Origin of the sequence: Rhodoferax ferrireducens, from assembly GCF_049302455.1 — a bacterium.
Classification (GTDB): domain Bacteria; phylum Pseudomonadota; class Gammaproteobacteria; order Burkholderiales; family Burkholderiaceae_C; genus Rhodoferax; species Rhodoferax ferrireducens_B.
The window spans coordinates 1-22,447 of sequence record NZ_JBAQMD010000035.1; the positions used below are offsets into that span (position 1 = coordinate 1).

The following is a 22,447-nucleotide window of genomic DNA, read 5'->3' on the forward strand; positions in this document are numbered from 1 at the left end:
TGCCGGCAACGCAGGCGCGCTCGCTGGTGGTGCGGGCCCAGTTGCCGCCCGAAGTGGCGCCGCCCGGCTCACATCCGATCAAATTCGAAATCGAATCGATTGACATGCATGTCCATGATGCAGAGAAGTCCGTGTTTTTGGTGCCGAATTAAGGATAGTTTATGCAAGACGATACCCTCAAATCTCCTGAACCCTGGTGGAAGTTTGGTTATGTTTGGCTGGTCGTGGCTGGTCCGGCTATCGTGGTCGTAGCCGCTTTTGTTACCTTGTATCTTGCGGTGACGAGACCTGATCCGGTCATTACCGAAGATTATTACCGCCAGGGGATTGAAATCAACAAGACATTGGGAGATGATGCACAGGCTGCCAGTATGGCACCAGCCCTGCAGGCCCGCAACCATGCGCAGACCGGCTTTGTCCCCAGTTCCAAAGCTGTCAATAGGCCTTGAACGTAATGATCTCTGAAATACAGGACGCCCAATTATGTTGTCACAACGCTTAATGTGGATTATCTGGCCTGCCTTTTTGGTGGCTGGTGTGTTTGAAGTGCTTGTATTTGCAATGGTCGATCCGCAAGACCTGCAGTGGTTCGGGCAACCCCTCGGGTTTTCCCGTCAAGGTGTTTACACCGTGGCGTTTTTTGTCTTTTGGGGCATCACCATGTTGGCCAGTGGCTTGACCACCTTGCTGTCGATGTCGCCGTTTGAAGTCAACCGCTGCCCTTTGCCGGCGAATGCACGCCCGGAGAGCTGCTCCAGGCAAGGGCGTTGCTGAGTCGGTTTTTCTCAGGCTGTTCCGGCACCGGATTTTGGATTGACAATATCCTTCAACGCATCCGTGTTGAGGATGCGGACATGACGTTGTTTGACTTCCACGATGCCTTCTTCAGCGAATCTTGAAAATGTGCGACTCACGGTTTCGAGTTTCAAACCCAAAAAACTGCCAATTTCTTCGCGCGTCATGCGGAGTATCAATTCTGACTGCGAGAAGCCGCGAGCGTGCAGTCGCTGAACCAGGTTCAAAAGAAAGGTGGCCAGACGCTCCTCTGCGCGCATGCTGCCCAACAGCAGCATCACACCGTGCTCCCGTACGATCTCGCGGCTCATGATTTTGTGGACGTGGCGCTGGAGTGAATTCACTGCACGTGACAGCTCTTCAATACGATCAAATGGCATGACACAGACCTCAGCGTCTTCCAGGGCAACGGCGTCGCACGTGTGGTAGTCGTTGACGATCCCATCGAGACCCACGACTTCGCCGGCCATTTGGAAGCCCGTTACCTGATCCCGCCCATCCTCGGAGGCGACACAGGTTTTGAAGAAACCGGTGCGAATGGCATACAAGCTGGTGAACTTCTCGCCATTGCGAAAGAGAAGAGAACCACGCTTGACCGTGCGTCGCGCGGCGACCATGTCATCGATCAAATCGAGTTCTTCTTCACTCAGGCCCAAGGGCATGCACAGCTCCCGCAAGTTACAGTTCGAGCATGCGACTTTGATGGTGTGAGGGTTCATGGTGTCATTTTGGCACTAATCATTGACCTGTCCTGATGTGGGTCAATTTTTTAGCTCTTACACTTCTCTATGATTCAATCTAGGTCAAGAAACGATTTCAATTTTTGAGGCACATTTGTCAGAATTGACAAGGAATTTCCATGAACACAGCCGTTGCTGAACCAATTTCCGAAGACCTCATCCGTCGTTTTGATGTATCCGGACCGCGTTATACCTCTTATCCCACCGCGGACCGTTTTGTTGAGGCATTTTCAGTTGAGGACTATACCCAAGCCTTGAAGCTTCGGCGGGCTGGGGGAGCGGCCATGACGCTGCCATTGTCTTTATATGTTCACATCCCTTTCTGTGAATCCCTGTGTTATTACTGCGCCTGCAACAAGATCATCACCAAGCACCATGATCGGGCCGGCCCTTATTTGCGCTACCTAAGCCGTGAAGTCGATTTGCACACGGAGCAACTGGGTGTAGGACAAACCGTGACCCAGTTGCATCTGGGTGGTGGCAGTCCTACTTTTTTGACGGATGATGAGTTGCGCGAGTTGATGGCCATGTTGCGGCGCAACTTTACCTTTGCCCCAAGTGGTGAATACTCGATCGAGGTGGACCCGCGCACCATCGACGCGTCGCGGCTCGATACCTTGGCCGAGTTGGGATTCAATCGTTTGAGCTTTGGAATTCAGGACTTCGACCCTGATGTTCAAAAATCGGTACACCGTGTGCAGCCGGCCGAACAGGTTTTTGCCCTGGTGGCAGCCGCCCGCGAACGCGGTTTTGAGTCCATCAATGCGGACCTGATTTATGGCCTGCCGCTGCAAAGCCCGGAGTCATTTGACCGCACGCTGGCGCAGGTGGTCGAGTTACGGCCGGAGCGTATTGCCTTGTACGCCTATGCCCATTTGCCCGAGCGTTTCAAGCCCCAACGCCGCATTCCGACCGTGGAGATTCCCAGCGGCGCGGCCAAGGTGGCCATGCTGGCGCGGTCCATGGCCGCTTTTATGGGTGCTGGTTATGTCTATGTTGGGATGGACCACTTTGCATTGCCGACGGACTCGCTGGCGATTGCCAAGCGGCAAGGTCGGCTGCACCGCAATTTCCAGGGTTACAGCACCCAACCCGATTGCGACCTGATTGGACTTGGCGTGTCGTCGATCGGCCGGATTGGCGCCACCTATAGCCAGAATGCCAAGACGCTGGAAGAGTATTACGACTACTTGGATCAGGGGCGCTTCCCCGTGGTGCGCGGCTTGGCGTTGACGCGTGACGACCTGTTGCGTCGCTCCGTGATCATGGCCATCATGTGCCAAGGGCAAGTTCTGTTCGAATCCATTGAACTGGCGCATCTGATCGAATTTCGCAAGTACTTTGCGCCTGAAATGGAAGCCCTGCAAAAGCTGGCGGATCAGGGCATGGTCACGGTGGACGATGTCGGCATTCAGGTCACTGACATGGGCTGGTTTTTTGTCCGCGCCGTGGCCATGGTGTTTGATCGCTATTTGCAGACCGACCGCACGCGCGCGCGGTTTTCCAAAATTATCTGATCGGGTCAATGCAATCCTCTCTGGCTTTTACCGCCTTGTTGATGGGCCTGGCCGGAGGGCCGCACTGCATTGCCATGTGCGGCGCTGCCTGTGCCGGGATCGGGCAAGCAGCAGGCCCGCGCAAGAATTCAGCCATGTGGAGCTTCCAGATCGGACGGGTATTGGGCTATTCCGCACTCGGGTCGCTGGCTGCAGCCTCAATGCAGGGCTTGGGCTGGTTGACGGTGCAATCGGCCGCGTTGCGCCCGGTGTGGACGCTGTTTCATGTCGCAACCCTGGTGCTGGGCCTGTTGTTACTCTGGAAAGCGCAGCAACCGGTCTGGCTGGAGCAGGCGGGCAAAAAAATATGGACTGGTGCACGCTCCCTGGCTGCCGGGCGGGGCCGGGGTGCGCCACTGGTGATTGGCGCTCTTTGGACTTTTTTGCCCTGCGGCTTGCTCTATTCGGCGCTGCTGGTTGCCGCTTTGACGGGCCGTGCCCTTGAAGGCGCCTGGGTAATGGCCTTATTTGCCTTAGGCACCAGTGTCTCCATGATGGCGGGTCCCTGGTTATGGCTGCGCTTGCGGGGTAATGGCGCTGGTGATTGGGGTGTGCGCCTGGCCGGTCTGGCATTGGCTGCCAGTTCGGTCTGGGCTTTGTGGATGGCGTATGCCCACGACGCCGCGCCCTGGTGCGCAACGCCTTGACGAGTCGTTTTTTGCTGACTCCGAGCGCCCGGTTTCAACGCGTCTTGACCCTGTCCCCGTCTTTGAGCTTGGTGTCCGGGTAGACGATCACCTGGGTATCCTTGGCTAGCCCCGTCTTGACCCAGGCCAGGGCACCATTGCGTGCTGCCACTTCGATCTCTTGCAGGCGGGCATGGCCCTTGTCCAGCACAAAAAGGCCTGAGCGGGCGCCAACCGGAAACAAGGCGCTGACCGGAATCATGACCGCGTTTTCCACGACCTGGACCAGCACACGTACATCCACCTTGAACCCGTCGCCCAATGCCTGCCATTTTTCGGGCGCCGAGGTGATGTCAATAATCGCATTGACGCGCTGTTCTTCCACACCCAAAGCAGAGACTTTGGTGAATGCCGCCGGTTCAATGAGTCGAACTTGTCCTGTCAGCACGTCGGGTCCACCCCAGTTTGAGAGCTGCACCGCGGTGCCCGGCTTGATCTGCGCGGCATCTTCGGTCAGGATATCCACCACCACTTCAAGCTGGGTCGGGTCGCCCAGCTCCATGATCGGTGTGCCGGCCATCACGATGCCTTCACTTTGCTGCAGCACCTTCAGAACCTTGCCTGAGACGGGCGCCTTGACCTCATAGGCGCGTTGCCGCCCATCTGGCGTGATCTGGGAGAACTGCCGCAAGGCAACGCGTGACTGCTCCAACTCATGGCGCGCGGCGGCTTCTTCTTGCCGGGCGCTTTCCAGCTCTTTCTCGCGCAGGCGCACGGCTAGTCGCCCGGTTTCATTCTGGTTGGGTGAAACAAAACCCTGTTGGGCAAGCGCTTCGCTGCGCTTGAGTTCCGCCTGCGCCTGGTCAAGCGCCGCGCCAGCTCGCCCGACGTTGGCCTGTGCCCGTGCCACCGAGGCCTGCATCGCACCAATGCGCGCACTTTGCTCGGCGCGGGTACGCTCATCAAGCAGTGCCGGGGCCACGGGCCAGAATGTCGCGACGGGGGCGTCGCGCATCACCGTATCGCCTTGTTTGAGGAGGATGCGCGCCACGCGACCCGCCAGCGGCGCCGAGACGACATAGCGGTCGCGCAGGCGCGTCTTGCCGTCCTCCTGTACAGAACGTTCAAACCGTCCCTGGGTCACGGCTGCTATCTCGACTTCTGCCGGGGTCGGCATGAAGGCCCAGCCCAATAGCGCCAGAAGCAGCAGGCTGACAATGCCAATCAACACTTTTCTTTTCATTCTTTCTCCAGTTTTCCTATTCGCGTGTTTTGAGCACACCAACCAGATCCAGCGTATCCACCCGGCGCCGCACAACCAGCGCGCTGACAATGCCGGCGCCAAACACGCACAGGACAGCGTAGGCGTAGGTGGCGGGGTGGATCACAAAAGGAAAATAAAATTCATCCGTCTTGATCAAGCCAACAATGGTCGATGCCAGAAAGTAGCCCAGTGCCATTCCCAATGGCGTGGCCAGCGCGATTTCAATCGCCAGTTCGCCCAGCAGAAAGGCTGACACCTCGCCCCGGGTGAATCCCAGCACACGCAGACTGGCCAGTTCCCAGGCCCGCTCCGCCAGCGCGATACGGGCGTTGTTGTAGACCACGCCGATGGCGATGACGGTGGCAAATGCGGTCAGAATGCCGCTGAACACCATCAGGTTGCGCGCGGTGACATCCTCGATGTTTCGTTTCATGACCGACTTGCTGACGGCAATCGCTACCCGCGGCAGCTCTTTGAGTTCGTTCAATAGCTCTGCGTCGTGCCCACGGTCCACGGCGACGGTGAGCTGATTGACAATATCTCCCTCCCGAAGAAGGGCGTTCAACGCGTGTCTTTCGATATAGGCGTTCATCCCCAGCATCTCGGTCACGACACCCGCCACGTTGATGTCCAGCGCCTCACGCCGCCCTTCCAGAAACTCCAGGCGCACGGTGTCGCCCGGCTTGACCTTGAGCCGATCGGCCAGGCGGTCTGTCAGGAGTAATCCGCTACTCGGTGGCTTGAAGACCTGATGCTCCAGACCGACGATACGGTGCAATTCGGGCTGTTCAGGTTTTCCCTGGATCGCGCCGCGCCAGGTGTGATTGGCGTTGACCAGCCGTGCGGCGACCGTGCGGACTCCTTCCACCGCCGTGACATGCGGCAGTTTGGCCATTTCATGCTGGACGCGGGCTGGCGTGGCCTCGATCAGACCGATCGATACATCCCCACGCAGAACCTGATTGAACTGCGTGTCCATCAGGCCCCCGATGGAGTCACGCCAGAACGAACCGGTGATAACGATCGCCATCGCAACTGCGATTCCAAAGACGGTCAGCGCCGTGCGCAGCGGGCGGCGTTCCATGGTGCGCAAAATCATGCGAACCGCCGGGGAGAACCAGTGCTGCAAGCCCCAGCGCTCAACCAGCATCGGTTTGTACAGACCGGGAGCGGGTGGGCGCATGGCTTCGGCCGGTGCCAGTCGCACCGTGGCCCGAATGGCAGTGAGCGTGGCCAGCACCGCCGCCGCCGTGGCCACGCTGATGGCGGCCAGGATCAGTTCGGGCCGGACGCGGTAGCGCAATTGCGGGAATCTGAAAAAGTCGGCATAAATGCCGACGAACCAATGCCCCAGCGTGGCACCAAGGGCCAGCCCCAGGGCCAGGCCCAACACCACGATGATCAGCACCAGTTTCAAATAGTGCAGACCAATGGCCCGGTTCTCGTAACCGAGCGCCTTCAGGGCGGCAATCTGTTCGCGCTGGGTCGCAATCTGCCGGCTCAGCACCACATTCAGCAGAAACCCGGCCACGGCCAGAAAAATGCTCGGCAATACCGTGCCAAGCACGCGCTGCTCCTGGATTTCCGAGTTGAGCATCATGTGGGACATCTGCTGATCCCGGCCATGGGCGCTGATCCCGCCATAGGGCGTGAGCAAGCGGTCCAGTTGGTCGATGACGGGCCCCTGGGTGGCACCGGGGCCAAGGCGCACCGCCACCTGGTTGAAAGCGCCTTCCATGTTGTAGGCGGCGGCCAGCGCTTGCCGGTCAATCCAGAAGACGCCGAAGCCGCGTTGATCCGGTGAACCGGCCATGCCCGCGAAAATGTATTCGGGTGAAAGCGCAATTCCTACCAGCAGCAGTTCCTCACGCCGGCCGTTGATCAGCGCACCAATGCGGTCGCCAGGTTTGAGCTGGCGCCCAACCGCAAAGCCCTCTGATACCAGCGCTTCGATGGCGCCACTGTGATGCGCCGCTATCATGCAGCCCGCTGCGCAGATGCACCTTGTTCAGGCGCTGCGGCGAGCGCGCGTCAAGCCCGATCAAGCGGCCAATGATGGGGTCGGCCACGTTCGGTATGGTGATCGGCACAAGCTCGGTCAGCGACGTTTCCACATGGGCCGCGCCGGCAATGGTCTCGAACTGGCGCTCCAGTGAGAGGGGTGCCCGTTTGAGCGTGGCAAACACATCGGCAAAGCGCGCATCGGCGTAATAAAGATCGCGTGACCAGGACAAGGCATCGTAGGCGCTAAAGGTCGTGATAAATCCTGCCACGCTGCTGGCGACCACCAACGCGATGGTCAGCGCCTGGCTCCACATCAAGCGCAGATCCCTGAGTAGCTTGCGGTCCAGCGCTTTCACCAGGGAGCCTTTACCAGGATAGCTCGGACGGTTTGAGCTTGTGGGCGTTTTTCTCAACGCGCTGGATGCGCCCGCCGCCCAGGTACAGCACGCGATCGGCCATGCCGGCAATCGCGGCATTGTGCGTAATGACGATGGCGGTGGTGCCCAGCTCCCGGTTGACTCGTTCGATCACTTCCAGCACCAGTTTGCCGGTCACATAGTCCAGCGCGCCGGTCGGCTCGTCACACAGCAACACTTCCGGGCGCTTCACGATGGCGCGCGCGATGGCCACGCGCTGCTGCTCGCCGCCGGACAGCTGGGACGGGAAGTGATCCAGGCGCTCGGCCAGCCCGACCAGGCCGAGGGCTTCTTCGGCGGGCATGGGGTTGTCGGCAATATCGGTGACCAGCTCAACGTTCTCGCGCACGGTCAGGCTGGGAATCAGGTTGTAGAACTGAAACACGAAGCCCACATGCTCGCGCCGGTATTGCGTCAGCTGCGACTCGGTCGCCGCCGTGAGGTCATGTTCGGCAAAACGGGCAATGCCACTGGTCGGGCGGTCCAGACCGCCCAGGATGTTAAGCAGGGTCGATTTTCCGCTGCCAGACGGACCCAGCAAGACGATGAATTCACCTCGATAGATTGTCAGATCGACATCCACGAGAGCCCGAACCTTCACCTCGCCCATCTGGTAGGTTTTGCTTAAGGTTTTGGCCGTGAAAACGGCCGGGCGACCTGCATCATCAACTGGTATTTCCTCTGTGGAATGGTCGGCGAGTGGGGGGGCAATCACGGTCTGGGCCTTGCGGTTGGCGATTTCGGATAACAGTGTGTCATGCATCGGGACGACGGCAATTGATGTTTGTCATGTAGCTGCGGCTTGTGCCATGACTGGGATAATTCAGCCCATGCTGAGCCCGAAACCCATTCCCCCCGACCGCTGGAGGCTGTCCGTTGCGCCGATGCTCGATTGGACCGATCGCCATTGTCGTTATTTCCATCGCCTGCTCACACAGCATGCGCTGCTGTACACCGAGATGGTGACGACTGGTGCCCTGATTTATGGCGACGTGTCACGTCACCTGCGCTACAAGGAGCAAGAACATCCAGTCGCGTTGCAGTTGGGTGGCAGCGAACCGGCCGAACTGGCGCGGTGCGCCAAGCTCGGTGAAGAGTGGGGTTATGACGAGATCAACCTGAACTGTGGCTGCCCGAGCGAGCGGGTGCAGCGCGGCGCGTTTGGCGCCTGCCTCATGGCTGAGCCGCAGCTGGTGGCGGATTGCGTCAAGGCGATGGTGGATGTGGTGTCGGTGCCGGTCACCGTGAAACACCGCATTGGCATCGACAAAACCGAGAGTTACGAATTCGTGCGTGATTTTGTCGGCAGCGTCAGCGAGGCCGGCTGTCGCACTTTCATCGTGCACGCCCGCAATGCCTGGCTCAAGGGTCTGAGCCCGAAAGAAAACCGTGACGTGCCGCCTTTGCGCTATGAGCTGGCCTACCAGCTCAAACGCGATTTCCCCTCGCTCGTCATCGTCATCAATGGCGGCATCACCAACAGCGCGCAGATCGCTGAGCACCTGTTGCACCTGGACGGCGTGATGCTGGGGCGCGAGGCCTATCACAACCCGTGGTGGCTGGCTTCCTGGGATGCGACGTTTTACGGCGCCGACGCGACAGAGACCACCCGTGAGCAGGTCGAGCAGCAGATGTGCGACTACATGGCGCGCGAAGCCGCCGAGCACGGCACACCCTGGCCCACCATGGCTCGCCACATGCTGGGCCTGCGTCACGGACTGCCGGGTGCGCGTCACTGGCGCCAGGTCTGGAGCGATCACAAGCTCAAGGGGCTGCCAGCGCATGATGTGATGGCCCTGGCGCACACCCCGGTGCAGACCACGTAAGCCACATCAGTTTCCAGTCTTTATACAAAATCAGGCTCAAGCCCCCGTCGGTACTGCGCATACAGCTATACAAAATATAGCGATTCAGACTCTTCACTTTGGCACGTTGCTTTGCGCGGCACGTAAGCCTATAGTGTTCTTGGCGATCATATTCACGCACCTGATACAGCAAATAGGTGGCATGTAAGGTGGATCGCCATCCCCGCCGGGGACGGTAACGAGTTGGATGGTTTGATTAACTGGAGACAGCTATGACAACAAATGACACACCGGTCAAAGTGGAACAAGTTGCATGCGAGATCTGCCTGAAGGAAGTGCCCCTAAGCGAAGCCGTCGTTCCTGAAGCGACGGACTACGTGGCGCATTTTTGCGGACTGGACTGCTATCAAAAGTGGAAGGACCAGCGTCCGGAGACGGATGCGCCAGTCGAAAAATCTGGCTCATGATGTCTTGACGTGTTGAGGAGAGAGCATGTTCGCCTTGAAGCGTTGAGGACAGAGCTTGTTCGCTTCGCGTAACTGCGGTCTGTCCCGCAAGCTTTTTGGTCTTGCTCTGACCCGCAGGCTGTTTGGTTTCGGCATGTCCTGCAAGCTCAAGAATGGTCATGCCGGTGATGAATATCCGGGAAGTGCGGGTGGCTGTGCTGCAGAGTACCGTGCCAGTGAGGGTGCTCATGTCGCTCCGTCAGGTGCAACCAGAGCCCCGCGGCCATGAGCAGACCGGCGCCCCAGAACAAGGGCGACGTGCTCTCACCGAACACGCCAATGGCGATGCCTGCCCCCACGAAGGGCGCCGCGCCGAAGTAAGCGCCGGTGCGCGCTGCACCCAAACCGCGCAGGGCCAGCACGAACAGCGCCAAGCTGATGCCGTAGCCCACAAAACCAATCAGCAGGACCGGCCCCACCACGCTCCACGGTGGCAGAGATTGACCCAGCGCCAAAGCCAATCCGATGTTGACCACCGCAGCGACGATTCCTTTGAGGCCGGCAATAAACAAGGCATCCGAGTTGGAAACCTGGCGTGTCAGGTTGTTGTCCAGTGCCCAGCACAGGCAGGCGCCCACAATCAATGCTGCCCCCGTGCCGCCATGGTCGGTGCCGACCGCAGGGCCGGGCCAGGACAACAAAAGCCCGCCCGCCACAACCAGCGCCATGCCCAGCACCACGCGCCGGTTGGCGTTTTCCTTGAAGACGAACCAGGCCAGCAGCGCCGTCAACACGCCCTCCAGGTTCAGCAGCAGGGACGCCGCCGCCGCGCCGGTGCTCGCCAGGCCCAGCATCAGCAAGGTTGGCCCCGCCACGCCACCGCAGCCGATGGCGCCTAGCAGCCACGGCCATTCGCGGCGCGCCAGCCCAGGATTGCACCAACCATGGTCGCGCAGGACGCGCAAGACCAGTAAGCCGACACCACTGCCCAAATACAGCAGGCCCGCCAGCAGCAAGGCCGACATGTCGCCGACAAATTGCTTGGCCAGGGGCGTACTGGCCCCAAACAGGGCGGCGGCGGCCAATGCCGCCAGCACGGCGCTGGATCCCTTGTGCGTTTTCACCTTGATGTACCTTGCCTCGCTTGTATCAGAAACCACAATATGCTATATAAATAATAGCTATATATGTATATTCTACGGGGGCTACACGCCAATTTTGTATAAACTTTGATCGAATGCTGGTGGCGGGGGTGAATAGGTGGTGCGCTCTGCGCGGTTGAAACGATTCACTTACCATCGCAGCATGACCAGTACCTCCCTTCATTTGCCCCTCGTCGTCCCGCTCAAACAGGATGCCACCATCATTGGCCTTGTTGGCCTGGCCCATGCCAGTTCCCATTTTGCCCACCTGTTGCTGGCACCACTGTTTCCGGTGTTCATGACCGAGTTTGGTTTGAGCTACGCCGAGTTGGGATTGCTGATGACCACGTTTTTCGTTGTTTCGGGGCTGGGGCAGGCCTCTGCCGGTTTTGCGGTGGATCGGCTCGGCGCCAGGCCGCTGCTGTTTGTGGCGCTGGGCATTTTTGTGCTGGCGTGTGGCGCGGCGTCCCTGGTGACGGGTTACGCAGGCTTGATTGGCGTGGCAGCGCTGGCGGGCTTGGGCAATGCGATTTTTCACCCGGTTGATTTCACTATTTTGAATCAAAGAGTCTCCGCCCCGCGGCTGGGCCATGCCTTCAGCGCCCATGGCTTGACCGGCTATCTGGGCTGGGCCGCGGCCCCGGTCTTTCTGGTCACGCTGAGCAGTCTGTACAACTGGCGCACGGCCTATCTGGCCGCCGCGGTGATGTACGTCGGTATTCTGGTGTGGCTGGTTTTGCAGCGTGACAAACTGAGCACCCAGGTGGCGGTGCAGCACGCAGACCTTGCGGCAGAACACAGCATGGCGTTCATGAAGCTGCCGGTGGTGTGGTGGTGCTTTGCCTTCTTTCTGTTCTCCACCATGACGCTGGCGGTGGTGCAAAGCTTTTCGGTCTCCATTCTCAAAGCCATGCACGGCGTCAGTTTTGAGGCCGCTACCTTGACGCTGACCGCCTACATGTTGTGCGGCGCGGTGGGTATCTTTGTGGGCGGATTTGTGGCGGCGCGTACTGGAAATAGTGATCGTGTGGTCGCCATTTCGATGGCGGTGGCCGCTGTTTTTCTGGCGCTGTGTGGCACCGGCCTTTTAGGTGCTACGGGCACCATGGTGGTGCTGGCGGGTACGGGATTTGCGGTCGGGATTGGCGGGCCGTCACGCGACATGATGATCAAAAACGCTACGCCCCAGGGCGCCACGGGCCGGGTCTATGGTCTGGTGTATTCGGGTCTGGACACCGGCTTCGCGCTATCGCCCTTTGTGTTTGGCGTGTTCATGGACCGGGGCTGGTATGGCGCAACGCTGTTCGGTGCGGCGGCGGTGCTGCTGCTGAGTGTGGTGGCGGCGCTGGGGGTGGGCCAGAGGACGGCGCGGTCAAGACGGTAGCTTGTGGCGGGCCGGCGTGGCCATTGGCGCACACGCCGCGGGTTCCTTGCTGATGCTGCTGCCGGGATTTTCATCTGTGGCACTATTGAAGCCACCTTGATTTGAAGGAGACCATCTTGCAAGGTTATCAACTGACTTTTTTCACTCAACAGGATCGAAGGCATGGCTGGACGCCTCTCGGGGAATGGCTGCTGAAAGAGGCCCGCAATCTCGGTGTCGGTGGTGCGACCCTGAGCGCTGCTGCGGAGGGGTTCGGACGCGACGGCAAGCTGCACTCTGCGCACTTCATCGACATGGCCGACCAACCCCTGGAGGTCACGATGGCGCTCAGTGCGGCTGATGCCGAACGCATGTTTCAGCGGCTGCGCGAGGAAAAAATCAATGTGTTCTTTGTGAAAGCACCGATTGAATTTGGCATGACCGGCGAGCTGTAAAGGTCTCTATTGACGCCCCGGCACGCGCCGGGCGCATTGCCAACTACAAGTGGCTGCGGGAGATCGATCGCGCTGTCTTCGTTATTCTGCTGACCGGTACCATCGGGCCGTCCGAGGTGGCAAAATCGCCGGTCCTGATTTGCCAGCCACTGAGGACAGGCAAGTCAATCTCTGCTTTTCAGCCATTACGTTCCCATTTTTCATGACATTTTCACTCCAGGGCACGCTCGGCATTGACTTCGGCACCTCAAATTCGGCCATGGCCTGGGCACCTGCGGACGGCCAGGCGCGCTTGATTGCGCTGGAAGGCGAGTCAGCGTCGATGCCTACGGCCGTGTTCTACAACACGGAAGACGTCAGTACCCATTTCGGGCGGGATGCCCTGGCGCAGTACCTGAACGGTACCGAGGGCCGGATGATGCGTTCGCTCAAGAGTCTCCTGGGCAGTTCGCTGTTGCTGGAGTCGACACTCATCAACCACCGACAGATCAGTTTCCAGGACATCGTCGCCACATTCCTTGCGACGCTGCGTGAGCGCGCCACGCTGGCGCTGGGCGCAGAGCCTGAACGCGTGGTGATGGGACGGCCGGTGCATTTTGTCGATGATGACCCGGCGCGTGATGCATTGGCCCAGCAGTCCCTGCGGGAGGCCGCGCAGGCGGCCGGGTTTGATGACGTGTCGTTTCAGTTGGAGCCCATCGCTGCCGCGCTGGACTATGAGCGGCGCCTCACGCGTGAAAGCACGGTGCTGGTGGCGGACCTGGGTGGTGGGACTTCGGACTTCAGCGTGGTTCGCTTGGGGCCGGGGCGCATGGCCCAGGCCGACCGAACGGAGGACGTGTTGGGCACGACCGGTGTGCACATCGGGGGCACCGACTTTGACCAAAAACTCAGCCTGGAGCAGGTGATGCCGCTGTTGGGCTATCGCCAGTTGGGGCCGCAGCAGCGTGAGGTGCCCAGCCGGATTTTTTTCAGTCTGTCCACCTGGCATCTGATCAACTGGCTGTACCCGCAGCGTGCCCTGAGCCAGGCCCGGGCGCTGCGCACCAATTATGCTGAACCGCATTTGCACCAGCGCCTGATGAACGTGCTCACGCACCGTCATGGGCACCGCATTGCCAATCAGGTTGAGCAGGCCAAGATTCATTGTTCGCAGGCGAACGGCGATACGGCGGTGGATCTGTCGTATATCGAGGCGGGTCTGGCCGCGCCCATGGGTGTCGCCGACATGCGTGACCACTTGGCAGCTTTGCTGGCACGGACCGTCGCGTGCGCGCGGGAATGTGTACGGCGCGCTGGCTTGAGCGATGCCTCTATTGACGCCATCTACCTGACCGGCGGCTCATCGGCATTGCGGCCGTTCCAACAGGCCCTGCAGGCTGAGTTTGCCGGCGTTGCGGTGGTGGAGGGCGACCTGTTTGGCGGTGTCGCCTCAGGCTTGGCCTATAGCCGTGCGTGATTGGCGTTGCTGATTGCGCTGCAGGCGGTCAACATAATTGATAGCTGCTAACCCAATAAACACGGGGGCTACAGCCTGATTAGATACAAAAAAAGCCGGAATTACCCGGCTTTTTGTTGTCAGCGCAAGATGCGCGGCTTACTTGATGTCTACGCCGTAGAAGGTGTGACGACCAAACGGGCTGAGCTTGAAGCCAATGACTTCCTTGCGCACCGGCTTGAGTTGCACGGCGTGGGCAATGGTGAACCAAGGCGCTTGTTCCTTGAAGATCACCTGGGCTTTTTCATAGAGCTTGGTACGCTCGGCCGGGTTGGTGACGACCTTCGCCTTTTGAATCAGGTCTTCAAAGGGCTGGAAGCAGAACTTGGCGACATTGGAGCCATTGGCCTTGGCCGAGCTGCAGCCCAGCAGCGTGTTGAGGAAGTTGTCAGGGTCGCCGTTGTCACCGGTCCAGCCCAGCATGCCCATCTGGTGTTCGCCCGCTTGCATGCGCTTGCGGTACTCGCCCCACTCAAAGCTCTTGATCTCGGCCTTGACGCCAATCTTGGCCAGGTCAGCCTGCATCAACTCGGCGATGCGCCTGGCATTCGGGTTGTAGGGGCGCTGCACCGGCATGGCCCACAGGTCGGTCGTGAAGCCATCGGGCAGGCCCGCGGCGGCCAGCAACTTCTTGGCGGCTGCCGGGTCAAACGGATCGTCCTTGACGGCATTGTTGTAGGACCACTGGGTCGGGGGAATCGGGTTCTTGGCGGCCATGCCAGTGCCCAGATAGACCGCATCCACGATGGCTTGCTTGTTGATGGCCATATTGACGGCCTTGCGCACGCGCACGTCATCAAACGGTTTCTTGGTCGTGTTGTAGGCCAGGTAGCCGACATTCAGACCCGGTTGCTCCATGACGGTGACGTTGGCGTCCTTGCGCATGGCGGGCACATCTGCCGGATTCGGGTAAGGCATGACATGGCATTCGCCTTTTTGCAGCTTGGCCCAGCGTACCGATGCGTCGGGTGTGATGGCGAAGATCAGGTCATCGATCTTGGCTTTGCCAGCATAGTGCTGGGGAAAAGCCTTGTAGCGAATGAGCGCGTCCTTTTGGTACTGCACCAGTTGGAACGGGCCGGTACCCAGGGGGTCCTGGTCAATTTTTTCTGGGGTTCCTGCCTTCAACATGGCGATGGCGTACTCTTTGGACTGCACACCCGCCCATTGCATGGCGAGGTTGGAGAGGAAGGGCGCCTCCGGGTTGTTCAGTACAAACTTGACGGTGTAATCGTCGATTTTTTCCACCGCCTTGAGCAACTTGGGCATGCCCATGTCGCCGAAATAGGCATGGTTGGAACTGGTGACCTTGAAGTAGGGGTCGCTCTCGACCCATTGACGCTGAATGGTGAACAGGATGTCGTCTGCATTGAAATCACGCGAGGGTTTGAAGCTCTTGTTGGACTGCCACTTCACGCCTTTGCGCAGGTGAAAGGTGTATTCAGTGCCGTCCTTGGAAACCGTCCAACTCTCCGCCAGACCGGGGACGACCTTGGTGCCGCCGCGCTCGAAATCGACGATGTTGTCGTAGATCTGTTCGCTGGCATCAAACGAGGTGCCGGTCGTGTTGACACTGGGGGCAAAGTTTTCCGGGCTGCCTTCCGAACAATACACCAGCGTCTTGGCCGCGGCCGGCGCCAGCGCCAACAAGGCGGGCAATGCGATGGCGCACAGCACAGCAGGCTTGAGGCCGAATTTTCGGCGTGCGCTTGATTTTGAACAGGTCATCTTGTGGACTCCTTCGGGGTTAATGCTGCTCAGCAGCGGGTTGGATAAATTGCTCGGCCTCGTGGCACGCCACCTGGCGGCCAGCCAGTTCGCGCAGGACCGGACGCTCCGTGTGACAGCGTGCCACCACATTGGGGCAGCGGGTGGAAAACACACAACCGCTGGGTGGGTTCAAAGGCGAGGGCAACTCGCCCGTGAGCACGATACGTTTGTGCGCCGTGCCGCTGCCAATGATGCCCGGCGTAGAGGCCAGCAGTGCTTGCGTGTAGGGATGCAGCGGCTGTGCGAAGATGGTTTTTTTCTCGCCTTGTTCGACCGCGTGGCCCAGGTACATCACCAGCAGGTCGTGGGCAATGTGGCGCACCACACCCAGGTCGTGCGAGATAAACAGGTAGGCCAGGCCCAACTCTTGTTGCAAGTCGGCCAGCAGGTTGAGCACCTGGGCCTGAATCGAGACATCGAGCGCCGACACCGGCTCGTCAGCCACGATCACCGCCGGTCTGAGCATGAGGGCGCGCGCTATGGCCACGCGCTGGCGCTGGCCGCCCGAGAACATGTGCGGGTAGCGGTCATAGTGCTCCGGGCGCAGGCCGACCAGGGCCAGCATGGCGCGTGCCTGCTCGGCACGTTGTGCCGCCGTCAATTCGGTATTGATCTCCAGCGGTGCCTCCAGAATGGCACCGATCTTCTTGCGCGGGTTCAATGAGCCGTAGGGATTCTGAAAAACCAGTTGCACGGTACGGCGCAACGCGTGGCGCTCAGCGGGGCTGGCCTTGACCACGTCGACACCGTTCAGTTTCAGTTCACCGGCAGTGGGCGTTTCGATCAGCGACACCATGCGCGCCAGCGTGGACTTGCCACAACCCGACTCGCCCACCACCGCCAGCGTCTTGCCGGCGTGCAGTGTGAATGAGACACCGCTAACCGCCTGCAGTTGATCGGCAGCGTGCAGAAAGCCACGACTTATTTTGTAGACCTGGCGCAGATCGCGCGCGACGACCACGGGTGTTTCAGACGGGCTCATGCTTTTCCCCCGAGCGGGAATTGGCAGCGCACCATGCCGTCTTGCCATGGGCGCAGCGGCGGGCGCTGGGCGCGGCAGCTGTCCACCGCGTACGCACAGCGCGGCGCAAACAGGCAGCCACTGGGCCGGTCATAGAGGCCCGGCACCATGCCGGGAATGGTGGCCAGGCGGCTCACGCCGTCGCTGCGCTCGGGCATGGCGGACATCAGCGCCTCGGTGTAGGGATGGTGCGGCGTGGCAAACAGGCTTTGCGCCGATTGTTCTTCCATGATCTGGCCGGCGTACATGACCGCCACGCGTTGCGCCATCTCTGACACCACGCCCATGTTGTGCGTGATCAACACCAGCGCCATGCCACGTTCTTTTTGCAGGCTGCGCAGCAAGTCCAGAATCTGGGCCTGAATCGTCACGTCCAGCGCGGTGGTGGGTTCATCGGCAATCAGCAGCTTGGGGTTGCAGGAAATGGCCATGGCGATCATGACGCGCTGGTTCATGCCGCCCGACATCTGGTGTGGATAGACCTTGAGGCGGCTCTCGGGCGCCGGAATGCCGACTTGTTCCAGCAGTTCGATGGAGCGCCGTTTGGCCGCCTTGGCGTCCAGACCCAGGTGCAGCTTGAGCGTCTCGGCCAGTTGAAAGCCGACGGTAAAGCAGGGGTTGAGGCTGGTGGTGGGGTCCTGGAAGATCATCGCCACGTCTTTGCCGGTGAGTTGGCTGCGCTCTTTATTGGAGAGTTTTAGCAGGTCGTGACCGTCAAAGCGCAGCTTGTCGGCCGTGACTACACCGGGGTAGGCCACCAGCCCCATCAGCGCCATCATGGTGACGCTTTTGCCGGAGCCGGATTCGCCGACGATGCCCAGCACGTCGCCGGTGTCGAGTGACAGACTGACACCTTCGACCGCGTGCATCACGCTGTTGGTCGAAGGGAAATCGACCGACAGATTTTCAATTTCAAGTAGAGCCATAAGAAGATGATTGAGGTGGGCTGTCAGCGCTTGAGCTTGGGGTCAAACGCGTCGCGCAGACCATCACCGAGCAAGTTGAAGGCCAGTACTGTGATCAAGATAGCCAGACCGGGGAAGGTGACCACCCACCAGGCGCGCAGCACAAACTCGCGCGCATCGGCCAGCATGGTGCCCCATTCGGGCGACGGCGGTTGCGCGCCCAGGCCCAGAAAACCCAAAGCAGCCGCGTCCAGAATGGCCGCCGAGATACCGAGCGAGGCCTGCACAATCAAGGGCGCGGTGCAGTTGGGCAGGATCTCGTTGAACATCAGGCGCAGGTGACCGGCGCCATTCATGCGGGCGGCGGTTACATAATCCTTGGAGGCTTCGGAGATGACGGCGGCGCGTGTGATGCGCACATAGTGCGGCAAGACCACCACCGCCACCGCCAGCATGGCATTCATCAGGCCCGGGCCCAAAATGGCCACGATCACGATTGCCAGCAGCAGGCTCGGCAGCGTCAGGATGATGTCCATCAGGCGCATCACGGCAACCTCAAAGATACCCCGAAAATAACCGGCGGTGAGCCCCAGAATAGTGCCAGTGATCACCGACAGCGTCACCACCGCCAAGCCAATCGCCAGCGACAGGCGAGCGCCAAAGATCAGACGCGAGAGGATGTCGCGTCCAATGGCGTCGGTGCCCAGCCAGTGGGCGCTGGAGCCCTCGGCCTGCCAGGCGGGTGGCTTCAGAAAGACGTTGGGGTCGGTCAGGTCGGGCGCATAGGGCGCGATAAAGGGCGCAAACAGCGCAATCAGGAGGACCAGCACCACAATTACCAGGCCGCCGACGGCGCCTTTGTTGCTGCTGAAGTAGCGCCAGAACTCACGCAGCGGGTGCGGTGGCTCCAAGGCCTCGTCGATCTGTAAACTTGTCAAACTAGTGCTCGTCATGCTGGCCTTCAGTGCCTGATGCGGGGGTTGATGATGCCGTAGGTCACGTCCACCAGCAGGTTGACCGTCATCACGATCATGCCGAGCAGCAGCATGCCACCTTGCAAAACGGGATAGTCGCGTCGGCCAATCGCTTCAATCAGCCACTTGCCCACGCCAGGCCAGGAAAAAATGGTTTCGGTCAGGATGGCGCCGGTAAACAGCACACCGACCTGTAATCCAATCACCGTGATCACCGGAATCAGCGCATTGCGCAAGGCGTGCAGACCGACCACCCGCAGGTTGGACAAGCCCTTGGCGCGCGCGGTGCGAATGTAGTCTTCACCCAGTACTTCAAGCATGGCCGAGCGCGTCATGCGGGCAATCACCGCCAGTGGATTGGTCCCGAGCACGATGGTCGGCAAAATCAAATGGGTGAAGGCGGACCAGAAGGCCCCTTTGTCACCGGCCAGCCAGCTATCAATCAGCAGCAGGCCGGTGACGGGTTCAATGAAGTACTCCACGGCAATGCGACCTGACACCGGCGTCAGGTCGAGTTGCACTGAAAACAGAAGGATCAGCAGCAAGCCCCACCAGAAGATCGGCATCGAATAGCCGGTGAGTGACACACCCATCACGCCATGGTCGAATATCGTATTTCGTCGTACCGCCGCCAGAATACCCGCCGGAATGCCCAGCAACAAGGCGAAAAAAATCGCGCATAGCGCGAGTTCAATGGTGGCGGGAAACAGTGTCATGAACTCACTCAGCACGGGTTCGTGGGTGATGATCGATTTGCCCAGATCGCCTTGCAGCACACGGCCGATGTAAATGCCGTATTGCACCAACACCGGGCGGTCCAGTCCGTACTCCTTGAGCAGGGTGGCGTGGCGCACGGCATCGATGCCGCGTTCGCCCGCCAGGGTTTCAATCGGGTCTCCCGGTACCAGGCGAATAAGAAAGAACGCCAACAGCGTCATGCCGATGAAGGTCGGGATGATCAGGCTGAAGCGGGTTAAGAGAAAACGCAGCATGGTTCAGGGCTTGAGTGATCGGGGCAAAGCGTGGATCATGCCAGAACAAAAAAGCCGACTCGCGTCGGCCTTTTCGCCAGGCAGCGAACGCTGCTTACTTCAGGTGCTTGCCGATCAGGCCCGCCATCTCAAACATGGAGACCTGTACCTTGCCAAAAACTTCCTTCAGCTTGGCGTCGGCATTGATCATGCGTTTGTTGACGGCGTCTTGCAGCTTGTTCTTCTTGATGTAAGTCCACAGTTGCTTGACCACCTCGGTGCGTGGCAGCGGGCCGACGCCCACAACGGCGGCCAGTGCGGCGCTGGGCGTCAGGGCCTTCATGAAGGCCGCGTTGGCAGTGCGTTTTTTGGCGGGTGCTTTTTTGGCAACGACTTTTTTGGCCGGTGCTGCTTTCTTGGCTGGGGCGGCTTTCTTGGCTGGGGCGGCTTTCTTTGCCGGCGCAGCCGCCTTGACGGCTACTTTCTTAGCCGGAGCGACTTTCTTGGCCGGCGCTACTTTTTTAGCGGGTGCAGCTTTTTTTGCCGGTGCTTTCTTTGCAGTTGCCATGATTTATTGTCCTTCTGGAAGTTGATGAATCACCAGCAAAAAACGGCTTCCTCACTGGTGCGGTGGATGCTACTGGAGAATGAGCGTGTTTCCAAGGGGGGAAGCCTTTATTTCATTGGCAAATGTTGTTTTTTTTGGTTTGCGATCATCACCTCTACAATTTTGTTGCTTAAAGGACAAAAACATGACCCCTTCATTTGCCACCTGTGACCTGTGCGATGCGCACAAAAACGATGTTTCCGGCGCCTTCAGGGTATTGTCCCCGGTGTTTCGTGACTTTGGCGGCGTGCGCCAATTTTGCGGACCGGTGGTGACCGTCAAATGTTTTGAGGACAACTCAAGCGTCAAAGCGGCCGTCGAGTCAGTTGGTTACCAAGAGACGCCTGCGGGGCGCGTTGGCAAGGTGCTGGTGGTCGATGGCGGTGGCTCCTTGCGGCGCGCCCTGCTCGGTGGCAACCTGGGCGCGGCTGCTGCCAGAAATGGTTGGGCCGGTGTGGTGATAGATGGCTGCGTGCGTGACGTGAGCGAGCTGGCTGCGTTGGGTCTGGGCATTCGCGCTCTGGCGTCCATGCCGCTGCCAACGGAAAAGCGCGGCGAAGGGCAAAGTGACCTTGCGCTGCAAATCCAGGGCGTCTGGGTGCGACCAGGCGATTGGCTCTATGCGGATGAAGATGGCATGGTGCTGGCTGCCGGTCGACTCGTTTAGCGTCTCTAGCGCTGTGCTGGCAGGGTGGCCAACACCACGCCAGCCAAGGCGATGGCGAATGCCAGTACCTGCATGCCACTGAGCGTTTCGCCCAAAGCCAGAACCCCCACCAGCGCCGCCGAGATCGGCAGCATCACGGTGAAGACGCCCGCCCTGGCAGCCGGTACGGTCTTGAGTCCCGTCATCCACAACCAGACCGTCCAGACACTGGCCGCCAGCGCATAGAAGACGAGCAGCAGCCAGGTGGCGGGCCGCACCGTCAAAAAATCAAATTTCATGGCGGCGTAAAGACCGAATGGCGTCATCAAGATGAAGCCCCACAGGTTGATGAGTGCGGTGATACGTTTGGGTGTCAACACACCAGTGAGCTGCTTGCCGATGACGGCGTAAGAAGCCTCGCACACGACTGCGGCAAAAACAAGGAGATTGCCCAGCCATGCGTCTTTATATATTGAATCTGGCTCTAGCCCAGGTCCTGTCTGCGTAAGTTGCTCTGATTTTGATAGTGCAAAAAGGACAATGCCAAAGGCGGCGCAGCCAATGGCCGTCCACACCCGCAGCCCAATCCGCTCGCGTAAAAAGACCCAGCTCAGCAGTGCCACCATGGCCGGAATGGTGGCCATGATGATGCCCGCCGAGACCGCGCTGGTCAGGCTCACGCCATACAGCATGCACAGGGTGAACAAAAAATTGCCTAGAAAAGACTCCAGAAAAAGCAGCCTTTTTGTGTGCCAGGTCATCGGTACTTCGGTCGCTGGTTTGGCGAGCCAATGCGGCATCGCCAGGGCGCCAATGCCAAAGCGCAACCAGGCCAGCAACAACACCGGCAGTGCGGCCGCCAGTGGCTTGGACAAGGCCACGTAGCTGCCCACCAGGGACATGCTGAGGGTCAGATAAAAATAGCCGCGCAACAGGCGGGATGTTGTTGGCTGGGAGCTTGGAGCGGGAGTCACTGCGGTCATCTACTTGGAAATTGCTGCAGCTGCGCATCATGCCTGATGTCTGCAGGGAGGCGTCCGCATTTGGGGCTCGCGCTGCTCCAAGTATTTTGAGTTCTGGGTGCCTGCCTGCTATTGGCGCACCTGGCCTGGGCGAGGGCGGATTCTTATGCCGGTATAATTCAAAAAAAGCACGATCGTACTATTTTGTGCCGGATTAGCTGATTGTCATCTGGATGACCCGGCTGATGGATGGCGCAGCATAGAATGTCCGAGTTGACGTGCACGTCAACTCGGATGACGTGCCTTTTCAAGTCAATCGCCGAATTCGTAACTAACTATCTGGAGTCGAAGCAATGAAAGTCCTGGTCGCAGTGAAACGCGTGGTCGATTACAACGTGAAGGTCCGCGTCAAATCGGACAACACGGGTGTTGATGTCGCCAACGTCAAAATGAGCATGAACCCTTTTGATGAGATCGCCAT

General features: G+C 59.6%; 24 protein-coding genes and 1 pseudogene. 12 read left to right on the forward strand and 13 right to left on the reverse strand.

The window, feature by feature from the left end; genetic code table 11:
* The 3 genes from WA157_RS06110 to WA157_RS06120 form a co-directional block, all read left to right on the forward strand.
* On the forward strand, positions 1 to 152 hold a 152-nt coding region (locus tag WA157_RS06110; RefSeq protein ID WP_422620141.1), incomplete at its 5' end, for a FixG Ig-like domain-containing protein.
* A gap of 9 nt (positions 153 to 161) precedes the next feature.
* The gene (locus tag WA157_RS06115) at positions 162 to 449 is read left to right on the forward strand and encodes a FixH family protein (RefSeq protein ID WP_422620121.1); all 288 of its coding nucleotides are present in this window, start codon (positions 162 to 164) and stop codon (positions 447 to 449) included.
* A 34-nt stretch (positions 450 to 483) separates the two neighbouring features.
* Positions 484 to 774 (forward strand): hypothetical protein, encoded by a 291-nt coding sequence (locus WA157_RS06120; protein ID WP_422620122.1) that lies wholly within the window; start codon positions 484 to 486, stop codon positions 772 to 774.
* A gap of 11 nt (positions 775 to 785) precedes the next feature.
* On the opposite strand, the gene fnr is transcribed toward WA157_RS06120, so the two are convergent.
* Complete coding sequence (fnr, locus tag WA157_RS06125) at positions 786 to 1,514, reverse strand: fumarate/nitrate reduction transcriptional regulator Fnr (RefSeq protein ID WP_041790512.1); 729 nt, start codon at positions 1,512 to 1,514, stop codon at positions 786 to 788.
* 140 nt (positions 1,515 to 1,654) lie between these two features.
* Between fnr and hemN the strand changes: the two genes are divergently transcribed.
* Both hemN and WA157_RS06135 read left to right on the forward strand, forming a co-directional pair.
* Positions 1,655 to 3,052: an oxygen-independent coproporphyrinogen III oxidase gene (gene hemN / locus WA157_RS06130; protein ID WP_422620123.1), complete on the forward strand. Its 1,398-nt coding sequence runs from the start codon at positions 1,655 to 1,657 to the stop codon at positions 3,050 to 3,052.
* An 8-nt stretch (positions 3,053 to 3,060) separates the two neighbouring features.
* Positions 3,061 to 3,738 (forward strand): sulfite exporter TauE/SafE family protein, encoded by a 678-nt coding sequence (locus WA157_RS06135; protein ID WP_422620124.1) that lies wholly within the window; start codon positions 3,061 to 3,063, stop codon positions 3,736 to 3,738.
* Positions 3,739 to 3,772: 34 nt separating this feature from the next.
* On the opposite strand, the gene WA157_RS06140 is transcribed toward WA157_RS06135, so the two are convergent.
* From WA157_RS06140 to WA157_RS06155, 4 genes are read right to left on the reverse strand one after another with little or no spacing between them, the layout of a single operon-like run.
* A complete protein-coding gene (locus tag WA157_RS06140; RefSeq protein ID WP_422620125.1) occupies positions 3,773 to 4,960 on the reverse strand; it encodes an efflux RND transporter periplasmic adaptor subunit in 1,188 nt (395 codons plus the stop codon).
* A gap of 16 nt (positions 4,961 to 4,976) precedes the next feature.
* Positions 4,977 to 6,962 carry an ABC transporter permease gene (locus WA157_RS06145; protein ID WP_422620126.1) on the reverse strand — a complete coding sequence of 662 codons (1,986 nt, stop codon included), beginning with the start codon at positions 6,960 to 6,962 and terminating at the stop codon, positions 4,977 to 4,979.
* Positions 6,847 to 7,341 carry a hypothetical protein gene (locus WA157_RS06150; protein WP_422620127.1) on the reverse strand — a complete coding sequence of 165 codons (495 nt, stop codon included), beginning with the start codon at positions 7,339 to 7,341 and terminating at the stop codon, positions 6,847 to 6,849. The genes WA157_RS06145 and WA157_RS06150 overlap by 116 nt, the downstream gene beginning before the upstream one ends.
* A gap of 10 nt (positions 7,342 to 7,351) precedes the next feature.
* A complete protein-coding gene (locus tag WA157_RS06155; RefSeq protein ID WP_422620142.1) occupies positions 7,352 to 8,011 on the reverse strand; it encodes an ABC transporter ATP-binding protein in 660 nt (219 codons plus the stop codon).
* Between the two features lie 220 nt (positions 8,012 to 8,231).
* Between WA157_RS06155 and dusA the strand changes: the two genes are divergently transcribed.
* Positions 8,232 to 9,227 (forward strand): tRNA dihydrouridine(20/20a) synthase DusA, encoded by a 996-nt coding sequence (gene dusA / locus WA157_RS06160; RefSeq protein ID WP_422620128.1) that lies wholly within the window; start codon positions 8,232 to 8,234, stop codon positions 9,225 to 9,227.
* Positions 9,228 to 9,478: 251 nt separating this feature from the next.
* Positions 9,479 to 9,673, forward strand: a complete 195-nt coding sequence (locus tag WA157_RS06165; RefSeq protein ID WP_422620129.1) for a DUF3330 domain-containing protein — start codon at positions 9,479 to 9,481, stop codon at positions 9,671 to 9,673.
* Between the two features lie 146 nt (positions 9,674 to 9,819).
* Here WA157_RS06165 and WA157_RS06170 read toward each other — a convergent pair whose 3' ends face one another.
* Positions 9,820 to 10,776: a DMT family transporter gene (locus tag WA157_RS06170; RefSeq protein WP_422620130.1), complete on the reverse strand. Its 957-nt coding sequence runs from the start codon at positions 10,774 to 10,776 to the stop codon at positions 9,820 to 9,822.
* 181 nt (positions 10,777 to 10,957) lie between these two features.
* Between WA157_RS06170 and WA157_RS06175 the strand changes: the two genes are divergently transcribed.
* The 3 genes from WA157_RS06175 to WA157_RS06185 all read left to right on the forward strand — a co-directional run bounded on the left by WA157_RS06175 (position 10,958) and on the right by WA157_RS06185 (position 14,071).
* A complete protein-coding gene (locus WA157_RS06175; RefSeq protein ID WP_422620131.1) occupies positions 10,958 to 12,178 on the forward strand; it encodes an MFS transporter in 1,221 nt (406 codons plus the stop codon).
* 116 nt (positions 12,179 to 12,294) lie between these two features.
* The gene (locus WA157_RS06180; protein WP_011464240.1) at positions 12,295 to 12,612 is read left to right on the forward strand and encodes a DUF190 domain-containing protein; all 318 of its coding nucleotides are present in this window, start codon (positions 12,295 to 12,297) and stop codon (positions 12,610 to 12,612) included.
* A gap of 202 nt (positions 12,613 to 12,814) precedes the next feature.
* Positions 12,815 to 14,071, forward strand: coding sequence for an Hsp70 family protein (locus tag WA157_RS06185; RefSeq protein WP_422620132.1), 1,257 nt, complete (start codon positions 12,815 to 12,817; stop codon positions 14,069 to 14,071).
* Between the two features lie 138 nt (positions 14,072 to 14,209).
* On the opposite strand, the gene WA157_RS06190 is transcribed toward WA157_RS06185, so the two are convergent.
* The 6 genes from WA157_RS06190 to WA157_RS06215 all read right to left on the reverse strand — a co-directional run bounded on the left by WA157_RS06190 (position 14,210) and on the right by WA157_RS06215 (position 20,319).
* A complete protein-coding gene (locus tag WA157_RS06190; RefSeq protein ID WP_422620133.1) occupies positions 14,210 to 15,838 on the reverse strand; it encodes an ABC transporter substrate-binding protein in 1,629 nt (542 codons plus the stop codon).
* Between the two features lie 19 nt (positions 15,839 to 15,857).
* The gene (locus tag WA157_RS06195; RefSeq protein WP_422620134.1) at positions 15,858 to 16,862 is read right to left on the reverse strand and encodes a peptide ABC transporter ATP-binding protein; all 1,005 of its coding nucleotides are present in this window, start codon (positions 16,860 to 16,862) and stop codon (positions 15,858 to 15,860) included.
* Positions 16,859 to 17,827 (reverse strand): ABC transporter ATP-binding protein, encoded by a 969-nt coding sequence (locus WA157_RS06200; RefSeq protein WP_422620135.1) that lies wholly within the window; start codon positions 17,825 to 17,827, stop codon positions 16,859 to 16,861. Before WA157_RS06200 ends, WA157_RS06195 begins: the two co-directional genes overlap by 4 nt.
* Before the next feature lie 23 nt (positions 17,828 to 17,850).
* Positions 17,851 to 18,759 (reverse strand): ABC transporter permease subunit, encoded by a 909-nt coding sequence (locus WA157_RS06205; protein WP_422620136.1) that lies wholly within the window; start codon positions 18,757 to 18,759, stop codon positions 17,851 to 17,853.
* Between the two features lie 8 nt (positions 18,760 to 18,767).
* On the reverse strand, positions 18,768 to 19,772 hold the full coding sequence (locus WA157_RS06210; RefSeq protein ID WP_422620137.1) for an ABC transporter permease subunit: 1,005 nt from the start codon (positions 19,770 to 19,772) through the stop codon (positions 18,768 to 18,770).
* 94 nt (positions 19,773 to 19,866) lie between these two features.
* A complete protein-coding gene (locus WA157_RS06215) occupies positions 19,867 to 20,319 on the reverse strand; it encodes an SWIB/MDM2 domain-containing protein (protein WP_422620138.1) in 453 nt (150 codons plus the stop codon).
* A 184-nt stretch (positions 20,320 to 20,503) separates the two neighbouring features.
* On the opposite strand from WA157_RS06215, the gene rraA reads away from it, so the two are divergent.
* A complete protein-coding gene (gene rraA, locus WA157_RS06220; RefSeq protein WP_422620139.1) occupies positions 20,504 to 21,025 on the forward strand; it encodes a ribonuclease E activity regulator RraA in 522 nt (173 codons plus the stop codon).
* Between the two features lie 5 nt (positions 21,026 to 21,030).
* On the opposite strand, the gene WA157_RS06225 is transcribed toward rraA, so the two are convergent.
* Entirely contained in the window at positions 21,031 to 21,987 is a 957-nt protein-coding gene (locus tag WA157_RS06225; RefSeq protein WP_422620140.1) for a DMT family transporter, read from the reverse strand.
* Between the two features lie 332 nt (positions 21,988 to 22,319).
* On the opposite strand from WA157_RS06225, the pseudogene WA157_RS06230 reads away from it, so the two are divergent.
* Positions 22,320 to 22,447 (forward strand): annotated as a pseudogene (locus WA157_RS06230) (electron transfer flavoprotein subunit beta/FixA family protein); the annotation flags it as partial.